At 62.0% G+C, this 12,774-nt stretch carries 16 protein-coding genes; 10 read left to right on the plus strand and 6 right to left on the minus strand.

Translation table 11 applies throughout. From position 1 onward, the window contains the following. Nucleotides 1-21: 21 nt before the first annotated feature. On the plus strand, nt 22-549 hold the full coding sequence (gene gloA / locus GKC70_RS14040; protein WP_342649003.1) for a lactoylglutathione lyase: 528 nt from the start codon (nt 22-24) through the stop codon (nt 547-549). A gap of 97 nt (nt 550-646) precedes the next feature. Continuing rightward, nucleotides 647-889: a hypothetical protein gene (locus GKC70_RS14045; RefSeq protein ID WP_029614844.1), complete on the plus strand. Its 243-nt coding sequence runs from the start codon at nt 647-649 to the stop codon at nt 887-889. A 40-nt stretch (nt 890-929) separates the two neighbouring features. Here the strand turns inward: GKC70_RS14045 and GKC70_RS14050 are convergent, their stop codons facing one another. Beyond that, nucleotides 930-1,751, minus strand: coding sequence for a shikimate 5-dehydrogenase (locus GKC70_RS14050; RefSeq protein ID WP_342649004.1), 822 nt, complete (start codon nt 1,749-1,751; stop codon nt 930-932). 160 nt (nt 1,752-1,911) lie between these two features. Here GKC70_RS14050 and GKC70_RS14055 point away from each other — a divergent pair, with 160 nt between their 5' ends. Beyond that, entirely contained in the window at nt 1,912-2,262 is a 351-nt protein-coding gene (locus tag GKC70_RS14055; RefSeq protein ID WP_342649005.1) for a hypothetical protein, read from the plus strand. 105 nt (nt 2,263-2,367) lie between these two features. Further along, a complete protein-coding gene (locus GKC70_RS14060) occupies nt 2,368-2,550 on the plus strand; it encodes a hypothetical protein (RefSeq protein WP_029614841.1) in 183 nt (60 codons plus the stop codon). 63 nt (nt 2,551-2,613) lie between these two features. Here the strand turns inward: GKC70_RS14060 and GKC70_RS14065 are convergent, their stop codons facing one another. Next, on the minus strand, nt 2,614-3,258 hold the full coding sequence (locus GKC70_RS14065; RefSeq protein ID WP_342649006.1) for a glycoside hydrolase family 19 protein: 645 nt from the start codon (nt 3,256-3,258) through the stop codon (nt 2,614-2,616). Between the two features lie 361 nt (nt 3,259-3,619). Between GKC70_RS14065 and pbpG the strand changes: the two genes are divergently transcribed. Continuing rightward, nucleotides 3,620-4,540 (plus strand): D-alanyl-D-alanine endopeptidase, encoded by a 921-nt coding sequence (gene pbpG / locus GKC70_RS14070; RefSeq protein WP_342649007.1) that lies wholly within the window; start codon nt 3,620-3,622, stop codon nt 4,538-4,540. A 32-nt stretch (nt 4,541-4,572) separates the two neighbouring features. Here pbpG and GKC70_RS14075 read toward each other — a convergent pair whose 3' ends face one another. The 3 genes from GKC70_RS14075 to GKC70_RS14085 all read right to left on the minus strand — a co-directional run bounded on the left by GKC70_RS14075 (nt 4,573) and on the right by GKC70_RS14085 (nt 5,759). Continuing rightward, nucleotides 4,573-4,710, minus strand: coding sequence for a hypothetical protein (locus tag GKC70_RS14075; protein WP_342649008.1), 138 nt, complete (start codon nt 4,708-4,710; stop codon nt 4,573-4,575). 27 nt (nt 4,711-4,737) lie between these two features. Beyond that, nucleotides 4,738-4,992: a hypothetical protein gene (locus tag GKC70_RS14080; protein WP_342649009.1), complete on the minus strand. Its 255-nt coding sequence runs from the start codon at nt 4,990-4,992 to the stop codon at nt 4,738-4,740. 65 nt (nt 4,993-5,057) lie between these two features. Then, nucleotides 5,058-5,759: an NUDIX domain-containing protein gene (locus tag GKC70_RS14085; protein WP_342649010.1), complete on the minus strand. Its 702-nt coding sequence runs from the start codon at nt 5,757-5,759 to the stop codon at nt 5,058-5,060. 134 nt (nt 5,760-5,893) lie between these two features. Between GKC70_RS14085 and GKC70_RS14090 the strand changes: the two genes are divergently transcribed. The 5 genes from GKC70_RS14090 (at nt 5,894) to GKC70_RS14110 (ending at nt 10,710) form a co-directional block, all read left to right on the plus strand. Beyond that, nucleotides 5,894-6,544, plus strand: a complete 651-nt coding sequence (locus tag GKC70_RS14090) for a nicotinamidase (protein ID WP_342649011.1) — start codon at nt 5,894-5,896, stop codon at nt 6,542-6,544. After that, the gene (gene pncB, locus GKC70_RS14095) at nt 6,541-7,740 is read left to right on the plus strand and encodes a nicotinate phosphoribosyltransferase (RefSeq protein WP_029614836.1); all 1,200 of its coding nucleotides are present in this window, start codon (nt 6,541-6,543) and stop codon (nt 7,738-7,740) included. The genes GKC70_RS14090 and pncB overlap by 4 nt, the downstream gene beginning before the upstream one ends. 169 nt (nt 7,741-7,909) lie before the next feature. Continuing rightward, nucleotides 7,910-8,350 carry a nuclear transport factor 2 family protein gene (locus tag GKC70_RS14100; RefSeq protein ID WP_029614835.1) on the plus strand — a complete coding sequence of 147 codons (441 nt, stop codon included), beginning with the start codon at nt 7,910-7,912 and terminating at the stop codon, nt 8,348-8,350. Nucleotides 8,351-8,471: 121 nt separating this feature from the next. Next, complete coding sequence (gene ppnN / locus GKC70_RS14105) at nt 8,472-9,845, plus strand: nucleotide 5'-monophosphate nucleosidase PpnN (protein ID WP_342649012.1); 1,374 nt, start codon at nt 8,472-8,474, stop codon at nt 9,843-9,845. Between the two features lie 226 nt (nt 9,846-10,071). Next, on the plus strand, nt 10,072-10,710 hold the full coding sequence (locus GKC70_RS14110; protein ID WP_342649013.1) for a TIGR04211 family SH3 domain-containing protein: 639 nt from the start codon (nt 10,072-10,074) through the stop codon (nt 10,708-10,710). 60 nt (nt 10,711-10,770) lie between these two features. Here GKC70_RS14110 and quiC read toward each other — a convergent pair whose 3' ends face one another. Continuing rightward, nucleotides 10,771-12,666, minus strand: a complete 1,896-nt coding sequence (gene quiC / locus GKC70_RS14115) for a 3-dehydroshikimate dehydratase QuiC (protein ID WP_342649014.1) — start codon at nt 12,664-12,666, stop codon at nt 10,771-10,773. Between the last annotated feature and the right edge of the window lie 108 nt (nt 12,667-12,774).

Raw genomic sequence — 12,774 nt, forward strand, 5'->3', positions numbered from 1 at the left:
GACCCCGTCTGTGGAGTTACCATGAGCCTGAATGATCTGCAAACACTGCCTGGCGTTACTGCCCAGCCCGACAGCGCAACCGCCCAGTTCGTGTTCAACCACACCATGCTGCGGGTCAAGGACATCGAGAAGTCGCTGGACTTCTACACCCGCGTTCTGGGTTTTCGCGTTGTCGACAAACGTGACTTCCCCGCTGCCGAGTTCAGCTTGTACTTCCTGGCCTTGGTGGATCCGGCACAGATTCCCGTCGATGACGCCGCACGTCACCAGTGGATGAAATCAATTCCCGGGGTTCTGGAACTGACCCACAACTACGGCACCGAAAAAGATCCCGAGTTTGCCTACCATGATGGCAATACCGATCCACGCGGTTTTGGTCACATCTGTGTCTCGGTACCCGATGTACGCGTCGCCTGCGAGCGCTTCGAAGCGCTCGGCGTGCCCTTCCAGAAACGCCTGCAGGACGGGCGGATGAACCACTTGGCGTTCATCAAGGATCCGGACGGCTACTGGGTCGAGGTGATCCAACCTACCGAGTTCAAAGGCTGACTCCAGCCCACACGCTCGTCGGGGCCGGGAACTTCCGGCCCTTCGTTGTGGTACATAGCAAGAGGCCCTTGCACACCACCACAGCGAGGTAATCACGATGCAATCCCTTCATTGCGAATACCGCGATCACACCATCACCGCCAGCGTGATGCCTCACCCTGACTCTCCCCTGCCCTACGCCGCTGGCTGCCTGATCACTGATCCAGAGGGTCATACCAGCCGACGTTTCTCGATACCCATGAAGTTCTTCTCGGATCTGGAGAACGCCCAGCATGTGTCACTGGCGCACGGAAGGGCGCTCGTGGATGAGCGCTTGGACCGGGGACAACAGGTTGTCTGAACCTGTAGCGGCCATCACGGGCTGATCCGTGATGGCCGCTTCAACCTTCCCGTGCGTAGGCCACGGCGGATTCGACTTGCTCGGGCGTCGGCCTGATGCCGGTGTACAACACGAACTGCTCGAGCGCCTGCAACGCGATCACCTCCAACCCTGTGATTACAGGTTTACCCAGCTTCTCGGCCAATTGCACCAAGGGCGTACGGGCCGGCAATGCCACCACATCGAATACCCGCTCGGCAGCGGCGACCGCCGCATGCGGGAAAGCAAGCGCCTGCGCGTCCGCGCCACCGGCCATCCCGATGGGTGTGACATTGATCAGCATCGGCGGACACAGGTCGCCCAGCTCGCGCTGCCAGGCGTAACCGCAGACATCTGCCAACTGACGCCCGGCCTGCTCGTTGCGGGCGACGATCAGACCCTGGTTGAATCCAGCATCGCGCAAGGCACTGGCCACCGCCTTGGCCATGCCGCCGCTGCCGCGCAGGGCGAAGGCCGTTTGCGGGTCGAGCCCGTACTGCTCCAACAATTGGCGCACCGCCAGGTAGTCAGTGTTGTAGGCTTTCAGACGGCCCTGAGTGTTGACCAGCGTATTGACCGATTCGATCGCCGCAGCGGAGGGATCGATTTCGTCCACCAGCGCCATGCACGCCTCTTTGTAGGGCATCGACACGCCACAGCCGCGAATGCCCAGGGCGCGGATGCCCGCCACTGCGGCCGGCAGATCCTCGGTGGTCATGGCCTTGTAGTAGTAGTCCAGACCTAACTGCTGGTAGAGATGATTGTGAAAGCGCACGCCAAAGGTGCCCGGCCGACCGGCCAATGAGATGCACAGTGTGGTGTCCCTGCTCGGTGCGATGGTCATCTTTGCTGGAGTCCTTGCGAACTGAATCGATTCGCGCAGCGTAGCAGAGACGACCGCCGGTCGTCCTTACACAACCTTTACCTTGTCTTCGCACTGGCTTGACGGTTTTCCCGGTCTTATGAGCAAGCCCCATAGGTGGGGTCATCGCGAGGATCCATTCATGAATCGTCTCATCCCCGGAATCGCCCTGCTGGTCGGCGCCCTGGCCGTCAGCGGCCCTGCGGCGGCCCATGGTCACGGCTGGGGTCCAGGTCCGGTGCTTGGCGCCGCCGTGGTCGGTGCCGTCGTTGGCGCTACGGTCTACGGAGGGCATGACCGCACGGTGTATGTCGAGCGCGCGCCGACCTACTACGCACCTCCACCGGTGTACGTGCAGGCGCCGCCACCCCCGCCGCCGCCTCCGGGCTATTACCAACCCTACGTGGTCGAACGTTACGTGCCGGCGCCACCCCCGATGTATCGCCGCTACTACGGACCACCGCCGGTGTATTACGGCCCGCCGCGGTGGTGAGCCACGGCGACCGTTGATAAAACTAATGACCACTATCGATGAAGTTGATTTTCACCCACACCAGGGACTGGGTAAGTTAGCAACATGTTCTGCAGGAGGTTCATCATGCCCACTATCCAAATCGTCTCAGTTGTAGGCAGTGCAGTCCCGGCCACACTACGTGCGCAAGGGCTGCTGGCTTGCTGGTACCTGGTGCGCAATGGCGAACCGGTCGGCGGCCCGGTGACGTCGCGGCACATGGCGCAAGCCATGGCAGACCGATTGGAAGCGGATGTGCTGACCGCCTGAAACACCTGTTATTGCGTTGCTCCCTACGCTCTCTTGACCCGCCTTTTGGCGGGTTTTTTTTCGCTACGCTGAGCCGATCGGTTTACTGAGCACCTCCAGCGCTGTCTGGTACAGCGCCATCCGTTGCGCGGCGCCATGCGCAACACGTCCGGGCTGGCCGGTGTTGATGATGCTGCCTATATCGGCGATTCGCTGCGCATCGGCCAGTTCATTCAAACCATGACTGGCCCACCACCACGCTGCGGACTGCGCAGCGGCTTCGGCCCCCTCCAGCAGTTCCGGTTGCTCTTCCAGGGGCAGCGCAAGTGCCTGAGCGGCCGCACGGTAGTTGTCCCGCCCGGTCAATTGGATCAGACCGCGTCCACGATAGCGCCAGCCATCGCCTGAGTCTGCCGGGCCATTGCCCATACGGGCGCTGTAGACATGATTGGCAATTTTCTCCGGCTGACGCGCGCAGGCTTCAGCGGTCTGCGCGTCAAACCGCTTGGGCCAGGTCCGCAACAAGGCTTCGGCGCTGTAGTTGAGGTTTTCTACAAGACAGCACAAATGTGCCGACTCGTGTCCCACCTGGGCGATAAAGGCGGCGAGTCGCAGAGGGCGGTCGATTTCCCACTGCGATACAGCACCATTGAGGGCGGGCAGGAACGATTCCGCGACGGGGCGCGAGTGGGGAAGTATGTGCAGCAATTGCTGCTCGGTAATCCGCATTGGATAGTCTCCGGCCAAGGAACGCATGATGAACGTGGCTCGATCTGGCCGCATATGGCGGGATGACCGAGGCCGCCGTGCAGATTGCGCACCCCAGTTGTGCGGTACAACGCGGCAACGTTTCCTGCCTTCGCTCCAGCGCAGCGAGAAGCTGCAGGTGGTGTCACCTCAGCGCTGAAACCACCCGTAGACCTGTCCAGGTCACCGGCGCGAAATCGAAACAAGAATTAAATTTCCTTCACCTTGCGCCCATTCGGAATAAGGCATTCGACAGGGATCGGGCCATACTCCAGAATGCGCCGATCAGCCAAGGGGAAACCCTTGCCCAGCAACGACATACCCAAGAGTAGTGAGCCTCAACGTGAAAACTTCCCTGTCCATCTTCAGCCTCTTGCTGGCGCTCACAGGAACAATGACATTCCCTACGACTGCGGCTGCGCAGTCTTCGATTCAGGAGCAGCGCGATCCTTCCAAGCTGCACCTGGCGTCCGGCAGCGCGCTGCTGATCGACCTGAACACCAACAAGGAGCTGTACGCCAGCCACGCCGATCGTGTTGTTCCTATCGCTTCGGTCACCAAGCTGATGACCGCGATGGTGGTGCTCGACGCCAAACTGCCGATGGACGAAATGCTCACCATGACCATCGCCAACAACCCAGATCTCAAGGGCGTGTTTTCCAGGGTCAGGCCCGGCAGCGAACTGAACCGCCGCGAGACCTTGCTGATCACCCTGATGTCGTCGGAAAACCGCGCGGCCAACAGCCTCGCCAACCACTATCCTGGCGGCTATCCGGCGTTCATCAAAGCGATGAACGCCAAGGCGCGCAACCTGGGGATGAGCAAGACGCGCTATGTCGAGCCGACGGGCCTGTCGACTCAGAACGTCTCCACCGCCCACGACTTGGCCAAGCTGCTGATCGCCTCGCGCAAGTACCCCATGCTCAGTGAACTGTCGACCACCCGCGAGAAGACCGTGGCGTTCAGAAAGCCCAACTACACCCTGGGCTTTCGCAACACCGATCATCTGGTCAACAAGAGCAATTGGGACATCAAACTGACCAAGACCGGCTTCACCAACGAAGCAGGGCATTGCCTGGTGCTGCTGACGCGCATGGACAACCGTCCGGTGGCGATGGTGATCCTCGACGCGTACGGCAAATTCACCCACTTCGCCGATGCCGGGCGCCTGCGTCAGTGGCTGGAAACCGGGTCGGCCAAGGCCGCACCGGCGGTGGCGATGCAATACAAGTCTGATCGCCAGGGTCGAGCTCGGGTGGAGTGACACACGTGGGCGGCCACCCAGGGCCGCCCGTTTCAGGCCTGGGTGCTGACCATACCGCCCGAGCTGCTGCCACCTGATTTGGTCAGGGCCTTCAGCAACTCAGCGGTGGCCTTGAGAATCTGGCCATTGATAGTCGCGATCTGCCCCTGAGCGCCTGCAACTGCCGCCATCTTGGCCTTTTCCTCCATCGGCTGCGCCTATATCTCGGCCAAGCGTTTCTGCGCCTCGGCCAACTGCTTCTGCAATTCTTTGATCAGTTCACGCATCTGCTTGATATGCGCTGGCTCATCGCTCTGCTCGCTGGCCTTGGCCTGTTCGGCCTTGCTCGCCTGCGTGGGCATCTGCACCTCGACGGTATTCGCCTTTGCAGTCGTCTGCTCACTGTCGCCACTGGCCTGAGCAGAGGATTGCGTCCCTTGAATCGTGAAGTTGACGCCGGTGATTCCGACCATTTCCTGTCTCCGCAAAGCGTTTGATCAAGCCTGTTTATCGACCGCAAACCGCCAATCTTGAGCCCTCAGCCCTCAGGCAACAGGCTGCGCTCGAACAGAAACGGCCCGTTGGCATGCGGCAGATGCTCGTAGACCTGCTGCGGTCGACCCAACCGTGGCTGAATGCGCTCGCCCGTATCACGCACCCAGCCCGCGTCCTTCAGGCGCTCCAGGCGTTTGCGCAGCGAGGTGTTATTGACCGTTCGCCCCAGACACGCCTGGGTCGCACTCAGCGCCTCGAGCACGGTGAAACGTGCGGGCAACAGGTACAGGGGCAAGCTGCTGTAGAGGCTCTTGGCGGCCAGGCGCTCACAGGCTCGCTGGATCAGCAGGGCGTGGTCGAATGGCAGCACCACCTTGCGCGCCGACAAGTCATCCAGGTCGAAGAACGCCTGCTGTTCACCGTCGAGCACCTGTGCCGGGTCAAGCAGGGCCAGATAGTAGGTGCTCAGCGACCAACCCCGTGGATCGCGAAACGCATTACCCTCGGTCCCCACCTGCTCCAGGTGCCGTGGCAGCACCAGAGCTTTTTCCTGCAACGCTCGCGCGGCGGCGGCATCCAAGCTGTTGTCTGGTGTACGGCCATTGACGATCACCCCCGGCAACGCCCATTGGCCCAGATGCGGTTCGCGTTCGCGGCGATGCAACAGAACCTGAGGGCGCTGCGCCTGCAAATCCAGGCGCAAGGCAACGATGTCCACGCTGGCCATGACGGCTATCGAACTCATCTCGACTCCTTTTTTTCAGCCTATATTCCACCAGGTATTTTTTATGATGCAAGCAAAATCCCATAAATAAAAGCGCTTGACATACTTAAACCACCAGATGGATTATGTAGCCATTCCAGCCGAGGAGCCTTCCGATGAAAATCGCCAGTTTCGACGTAGACGCCCAGAACGGCTTCACTGCCAACGCCCCGCTCGAGCTGCCTGTGCCTGGCGGCCATCTGATCGTCCCGGCACTCAATGCCATGGCCCGCCGCGCCGATCTGCGTCTGGGCAGCAAGGACGCTCACCCGGCCAAGGCGGCCTGGACAGTCGATGAGGCCAGTCAAATGCTGCAACCGTTGCCGCTGGCCAACGCCGACCTGACCTGGGTCAGCCACTGCGTGCCGGGCACACCAGGCTTCGATCTGCTGCCTGGCCTGCCGGCCCCGATCGACTACGACTACTTCGTCTGGAAAGGCGTGGAACCCGATCTGCATCCTTACGGCGCCTGCTACCACGACCTGGCCGAGCGTCGCTCCACCGGGGCGATCGAATTTCTCAAGGTGCAAGGCGTGGAAACGGTGATCGTCGGCGGCCTGGCGCTGGATTACTGCGTGCGAACCACCGCCTTGCAGCTCAGGCGCGCGGGTTTCCAGGTGTTGCTGTACCTCCCAGCCTGCCGCGCCCTGAGCACCCAGGGCGGCGAAGACGCCTGCGCCGAATTGATCCGCGCCGGCGTGCTGACGTGCGCCGACGAAGCCGCACTCGACCGCCAACTGGCCCTGCTCAAGGAGACCCGCCCATGAGCGACGACGTATTCGCCCCACGCATCATCCAGAACTTGCTGGACACCGATTTCTACAAGATCACCATGATGCAAGCGGTCTTGCACAACTACCCTAACGCCGAAGTGGAGTGGGAGTTCCGCTGCCGCAACGCCGAAGACCTGTCGCCCTACCTTGCGGAGATCCGCTATCAGATCGAACAGTTGGCCGATGTCTCAGTCACTCACGACCAACTCGCCTATCTGGAGAAGATCCCCTTCATCAAGCCGGACTTCATCCGCTTTCTCAGCCTGTTCCGCTTCAACCTGCGGTATGTCCAAGTTGGGCTGGACGATGCCGGGCAACTGGCGATCCGCGTGCGCGGGCCCTGGTTGCACGTGATCCTTTACGAAATCCCTCTGCTGGCGATCGTCTCCGAGGTGCGCAACCGCTACCGCTATCGGGAAGTGACCATGGAGCAGGTCGGCGAACGCTTGTATCAAAAGCTCGACTGGCTCAAGCGCGAAGCCAGCGCCGATGAACTGGCGGGCTTGCAACTGGCCGACTTCGGTACCCGCCGGCGTTTCTCCTATCCGGTCCAGGAGCAGGTGGTACGCATCCTCAAGCACGATTTTCCGGGCCGTTTCGTCGGCACCAGCAACGTGCACCTGGCCCGTGAATATGAACTTCGGCCGATCGGCACCATGGCCCACGAGTGGTTCATGGCCCACCAGCAACTCGGTCCGCGCCTGGTCGACAGCCAAGTGGCCGCACTGGAATGCTGGGTGCGTGAATATCGCGGCTTGCTGGGCATCGCGCTGACCGACTGTATCGGCATGGATGCGTTCGTCAGGGACTTCGATCTGTATTTCGGCAAGCTCTTCGATGGGCTGCGTCACGACTCGGGCGATCCGCTGGCCTGGGCGGAAAAAGCCATCGCCCACTATCAGCGCCTGGGCATCGATCCGTTGAGCAAGACCCTGATCTTCTCCGACGGCCTGGACTTCGCCAAGATGCTACAGCTCTACCGCGCCTTGCATGAGCGCATCAACGTCAGCTTCGGCATCGGCACCCACCTCACCTGCGACATTCCCGATGTGACACCGATGAACATTGTGATCAAGATGACCGCCTGCAACGGCGCGCCGGTGGCGAAAATTTCCGACAGCCCGGGCAAGACTCAATGCCGTGACGAAAACTTCGTCGCCTACCTGCGTCATGTGTTCAACGTGGTCTGATGCAGACCACTGCTGTCGCCGGCACCGGCAAGGCCGGGCGGCGATAGCGGTATGCCGGTCGGCGGGGCTCTGGACAGAAGCGTTCTGACAAAGCTGAAAATGTTATATTATAACAATCATCAGCTCTCAAATCGTCTTCTCCCCTCCTACCCTCACTCCAGAGCTCACCATGACCCAGCACCCAGCAGTCGCCTCCCACCCAACCGACCTTTACGCCGACACCGAGATGGCCTGCCTCGCCGGCGCCAAAGCCGCGCTCTATCGCTGGGCCGCGACCGTGGCCACGCGCGATGTCGACCAGGTGCTGGCCCTCTACGCCGAAGACGCGATCCTGGTGCCGACCTTGTCCAATCAGGTACGCGATTGCCAGGACAGTCGCCGCAACTACTTCGAGAACTTCCTGGCCAACGACGGCCTGGTCTGCGATATCCAGGTGTTCAAGAAGCGCGTCAGCCGCAAGCTCGGCACCGTGGTGGTCGGCGGCCTGTACACCTTCGTCTACCGCCAGGCCGGCGAACAGCGGGTAGTGCCAGCCCGTTTCCTGTTCACCTTCGAACGCATCGAAGCGCAGTGGCTGATCACCGGCCATCACTCCTCCATCGAGGCCTGAGCAGCCCCGCGCACGTCGAACGCGCAGCCGCAGATTCTTTGCCGGCCCTCTCGTTGCCAGGTGCAATTGTCGGTATGGTGGTGTCAAAGAAGGATGTTTTACCCGCACAGGAAAGACTTTGATGCCCCACCGCAATGTCATCAACGCCTCCGTCAGCCCCAAGGGCAGCCTGGAGACACTGTCGCAACGTGAAGTCCAGCAACTGAGTCAGGCCGGTACCGGCAGCCTCTATACCCTCTTCCGCCAATGCGCCCTGGCCATCCTCAACACCGGCGCGCATGTCGACAACGCCAAGACCATCCTTGAAGCCTACAAGGACTTCGAGGTGCGCATTCACCAGCAGGACCGAGGCGTGCGCCTGGAGCTGCTCAATGCACCGGCCGACGCGTTCGTCGACGGTGAAATGATCGCCAGCACCCGCGAAATGCTGTTCAGCGCGCTGCGCGACATCGTCTACACCGAAAGCGAGTTGGCCAGCCAGCGCATCGACCTGGAGAGCTCACAGGGCATCACCGACTATGTTTTCCACCTGCTGCGCAACGCGCGCACCTTGCGCCCGGGCGTGGAGCCGAAGATGGTGGTGTGCTGGGGCGGTCACTCGATCAGCACCGAGGAGTACCAGTACACCAAGAAGGTCGGCCACGAATTGGGCCTGCGCAAGCTCGACATCTGCACCGGCTGCGGCCCCGGCGTGATGAAAGGTCCGATGAAGGGCGCCACCATCGCCCATGCCAAGCAGCGCATGGCCGGCAGCCGCTACCTGGGCCTGACCGAGCCGGGCATCATCGCCGCCGAGGCGCCCAACCCGATCGTCAACGAACTGGTGATCCTGCCGGACATTGAAAAACGCCTGGAGGCGTTCGTACGTGTCGGCCACGGCATCATCATTTTCCCCGGTGGCGCGGGCACGGCCGAAGAGTTTCTGTACCTGCTCGGCATTCTCATGCACCCGGACAACCACGACCTGCCCTTCCCGGTGATTCTCACCGGACCGCGCAGCGCCGAGCCGTTCCTGCAGCAACTGCATGCGTTCGTCGGCGCCACCCTCGGCGAGACCGCGCAGCGTCATTACCAGATCATCATCGACGACCCGGCCGAAGTGGCTCGACACATGGTTGAAGGCCTCAAGGCGGTCAAGCAGTTCCGCCGCGAGCGCAACGACGCCTTCCACTTCAACTGGCTGCTGAAGATCGACGGCGGCTTCCAGCATCCGTTCGACCCCACCCACCAGAACATGGCCGACCTGGCCCTGCGCCGCGACCTGCCGCCCCACGAACTGGCCGCCAACCTGCGTCGGGCGTTCTCCGGCATCGTCGCGGGCAACGTCAAGGACAAGGGCATCCGCCTGATCGAGGAGCATGGTCCTTACCAGATCCGCGGTGATCAGGCGATTCTCGACCCGCTCGGCAAGCTGCTGCAGGCGTTCGTCGACCAGCACCGGATGAAGCTTCCTGGCGGTGCTGCCTATGTGCCGTGCTATCAGGTCGTGACCTGAGTTGCTGGCATTTTGCCTCTGCCGCAGCGGCGCTTCGTCGCTGCGGCTTCCTTCACCGAACGATGTCGTGGGTAATACATTTCTCGCAACACCTCGCAGACTTTTCCTCCGCTGAGCAGTGAACCAGCCCACAAAAAAAAGGTCTTTGGCTGACGGTCAATCCACCGATCGGCTCACGGCCCATTCACCGGGCTTTTCATCCGTTACTGCTTCTGCGAAGACCACCATGCCCGAATTCCGCCGCGCCACCCTCGCCCTCCCCGTGCTGTTCGCCTCGCTGCTCGTTGCGGCCCCGTTGGCCGATGCCGAAGAGGCCAGCACCGATGCGCGCTGGGTCAGTGACAGCCTCAGCACCTACGTGCGCAGCGGTCCGACCGACGGCCACCGCATCGTCGGCACGTTGAAATCCGGACAGAAGGTGACGTTGGTCAGCAGCCAGGGCAACTACAGCCAGGTGCGCGGCCAAAGCGGCGACCTGGTGTGGATCCTGACCAGCGACCTGCAAGCGGTGCCCGGCCAGAATGAGCGCCTACCCCAGCTCGATGCTCAGGTGGCGGAGCTCTCTGGTCAGCTCAAGACCATCGACGACAGTTGGAAGACCCGCGTGCAAGGCATGCAGGAAACCCTTGACTCACGCAAGGCGTTGATCGACGAGCTGCAAGCGCGCAACAAAACCTTGGATGAGCAGCTCGAGCAGTCCCAGTCGACGCTGCGCGATACCCAGGCGCGCCTGGGCGACGAGAACAAGCAGGTGATGATGCGCTACATGGTGTACGGCGGCAGCATTGCCGGCGCCGGCCTGTTGATGGGCCTGATCTTGCCGGCGCTGACCCGCGGCCGTAAACGCAATGACCGCTGGTTCTGACCTGGCGCTCGAAGGGCTTCGTCGCGATGCCTGAAGGCCGCAGCGAAGCCCCACATCTGGCTAATTCGTCGCACTACCGCGCAGCTTGGCCAGCGCCGCCAGACGCACCGCCACGTTCGCCGCGCCATACCCTGCATAGCCGCCCTTGCGCTGGATGATCTCGAAGAAGAAACGTCCCTCGAACGGCTCGGTGTACACATGGAACAACTCACCGCCTTGGGCATCGCGGTCGTACAACACGTTGTAGTAGGCCAGCTCACTGAGAAATTCGTCGTCGAAGTCGAAGCGCGCCGCCAAGTCATCGTAGTAGTTCAGGGGGATCTCCAGCAACGGCACCCCGGCGTCCTTGGCACGCGTGACCTCGGCGAAGATGTCTGCACAATCGAAGGCAATATGGTGTACGCCCGAGCCGCGATAGCTCGATAGCGCATGGGCGATGGCAGTATTGCGGTTCTCCGAGATGTTCAGCGGCAGACGCAACGTCCCGCAGTGACTGCGCAGCGCCCGACTCTTCACCAGGCCATAGGGGTCGGGTAATACCACTTCGTCATCGGCCGTAAAATCGAACAGGCTTTTGTAGAACAGCACCCAACTGTCCAAGGCATCGGCCGGCAGCGCCAGGGCCATGTGATCGATGCGTTGCAGCCCACCCGTAGCGCTGGCCTGTGGGTCCACACGGAAGTCGCTGTCATAGATGCTCTGCCCAGCCGTGGCAGACTCGACCAGGTAGATCAGGCTGCCATCGGGCGCGCGCACGGCAGCGAGCTCACGCTCGTTGGGCCCGACCAGCCCGCGAAACGGCTGACCACCGTAGGCCACCGCGCGCTGCAGCGCGGCCTGCGCATCGTCCACCCGCAGCGCCGCCGCGCACAGCGACGGGCCATGCGCCTCGAAAAAGTTGTGGCCGAACGAATAGGGTTCGGCGTTGAGCACGAGATTGATGTCACCCTGGCGCAGCAGCCTGACCGCCTTGCTGCGATGCTGGCCCGCCTCGGCAAAGCCAAGCCGTTTCAACCAGCCGCCCAGACGCGCACCGACCGCCTCGTCCACCGCGAATTCGAGAAACTCGACGCCGTCGTAGCGACTGGCCGCGGGCGGCGCGAACAAGATACCGGGCTCCACCGCCTGGGCTTGCTCGGCCAGGCGCAGACGTGCCTTTTCCTCCAGATACAACAGCGAACGCAGTCCGTCAGCGGCATTCTGGCGAGTCGGCGCCGCACGGAAGCCATCGTTGAAGATTTCCAGCGACAGCGGGCCGCGATAGCCACTGGCAATGATCGGCGCGAGAAAACCCGCCAGGTCCAGTTCACCCTGGCCGGGGAAGCAGCGGAAATGTCGGCTCCACTCCAGCACATCCATGGCCAGGATCGGCGCATCGGCCATCTGCACGAAGAAGATCTTGTCGCCGGGCAGGTCACGGATGCCGCGCGGATCGCCCTTGAGCGAGAGGGTATGGAAACTGTCGAGAATCACGCCCAGCGCGGGGTGATCGGCCTGGCGCACCAGGTTCCACACCTGTTGCCAGGTATTGACGTGTCGGCCCCAGGCCAGACCTTCGTAGCCGATGCGCAAGCGACGTGCACCCGCGTGCTCGGCCAGTAGCCTCAGGTCATCGACCAGCACCTGTTCCTCGCCCAGGGCGTCGGCCTGCACATTGCTGCACACCAGCACCAGATCGGTGCCCAGTTCCTGCATCAGGTCGAACTTGCGCTCGGCGCGGTCGAGGTTTTTCTGCAGGCGCTCGCGCTTGCATCCCTCGAAGTCGCGGAACGGCTGAAACAAGGTGATCGCAATGCCCAGGTCCGCGCACAACTGGCGAATCTCCCGTGGGGAGCCGGCGTAGTGCAGCAGGTCGTTCTCGAAGATCTCGACGCCGTCGAAGCCAGCGGCAGCAATGGCTTCGAGCTTCTCAGGCAGGGTGCCGCTCAAGGATACGGTGGCGATGGAGCGCTGCATGGTAAGTCCCTTGTTGTTCGCGCAGGCACCGGTTCGTCTACCGAAGAGCCCGCTTGTTCTCGACGATGGCAGGATCGATTATTCGCAGGTAAAGTCGCATCGGCAACG

The sequence above is a fragment of the Pseudomonas sp. REB1044 genome, from assembly GCF_038813925.1.
Lineage (GTDB): Bacteria > Pseudomonadota > Gammaproteobacteria > Pseudomonadales > Pseudomonadaceae > Aquipseudomonas > Aquipseudomonas boreofloridensis.

Bases quoted from the DNA above. Each gene is read 5' to 3' on its own strand.
- gloA (WP_342649003.1), top strand. From the start codon at position 22: ATGAGCCTGAATGATCTGCAAACACTGCCTGGCGTTACTGCCCAGCCC.
- GKC70_RS14045 (WP_029614844.1), top strand. From the start codon at position 647: ATGCAATCCCTTCATTGCGAATACCGCGATCACACCATCACCGCCAGC.
- GKC70_RS14050 (WP_342649004.1), bottom strand. From the start codon at position 1,751: ATGACCATCGCACCGAGCAGGGACACCACACTGTGCATCTCATTGGCC.
- GKC70_RS14055 (WP_342649005.1), top strand. From the start codon at position 1,912: ATGAATCGTCTCATCCCCGGAATCGCCCTGCTGGTCGGCGCCCTGGCC.
- GKC70_RS14060 (WP_029614841.1), top strand. From the start codon at position 2,368: ATGCCCACTATCCAAATCGTCTCAGTTGTAGGCAGTGCAGTCCCGGCC.
- GKC70_RS14065 (WP_342649006.1), bottom strand. From the start codon at position 3,258: ATGCGGATTACCGAGCAGCAATTGCTGCACATACTTCCCCACTCGCGC.
- GKC70_RS14075 (WP_342649008.1), bottom strand. From the start codon at position 4,710: ATGGCGGCAGTTGCAGGCGCTCAGGGGCAGATCGCGACTATCAATGGC.
- GKC70_RS14080 (WP_342649009.1), bottom strand. From the start codon at position 4,992: ATGGTCGGAATCACCGGCGTCAACTTCACGATTCAAGGGACGCAATCC.
- GKC70_RS14085 (WP_342649010.1), bottom strand. From the start codon at position 5,759: ATGAGTTCGATAGCCGTCATGGCCAGCGTGGACATCGTTGCCTTGCGC.
- GKC70_RS14090 (WP_342649011.1), top strand. From the start codon at position 5,894: ATGAAAATCGCCAGTTTCGACGTAGACGCCCAGAACGGCTTCACTGCC.
- pncB (WP_029614836.1), top strand. From the start codon at position 6,541: ATGAGCGACGACGTATTCGCCCCACGCATCATCCAGAACTTGCTGGAC.
- GKC70_RS14100 (WP_029614835.1), top strand. From the start codon at position 7,910: ATGACCCAGCACCCAGCAGTCGCCTCCCACCCAACCGACCTTTACGCC.
- ppnN (WP_342649012.1), top strand. From the start codon at position 8,472: ATGCCCCACCGCAATGTCATCAACGCCTCCGTCAGCCCCAAGGGCAGC.
- GKC70_RS14110 (WP_342649013.1), top strand. From the start codon at position 10,072: ATGCCCGAATTCCGCCGCGCCACCCTCGCCCTCCCCGTGCTGTTCGCC.
- quiC (WP_342649014.1), bottom strand. From the start codon at position 12,666: ATGCAGCGCTCCATCGCCACCGTATCCTTGAGCGGCACCCTGCCTGAG.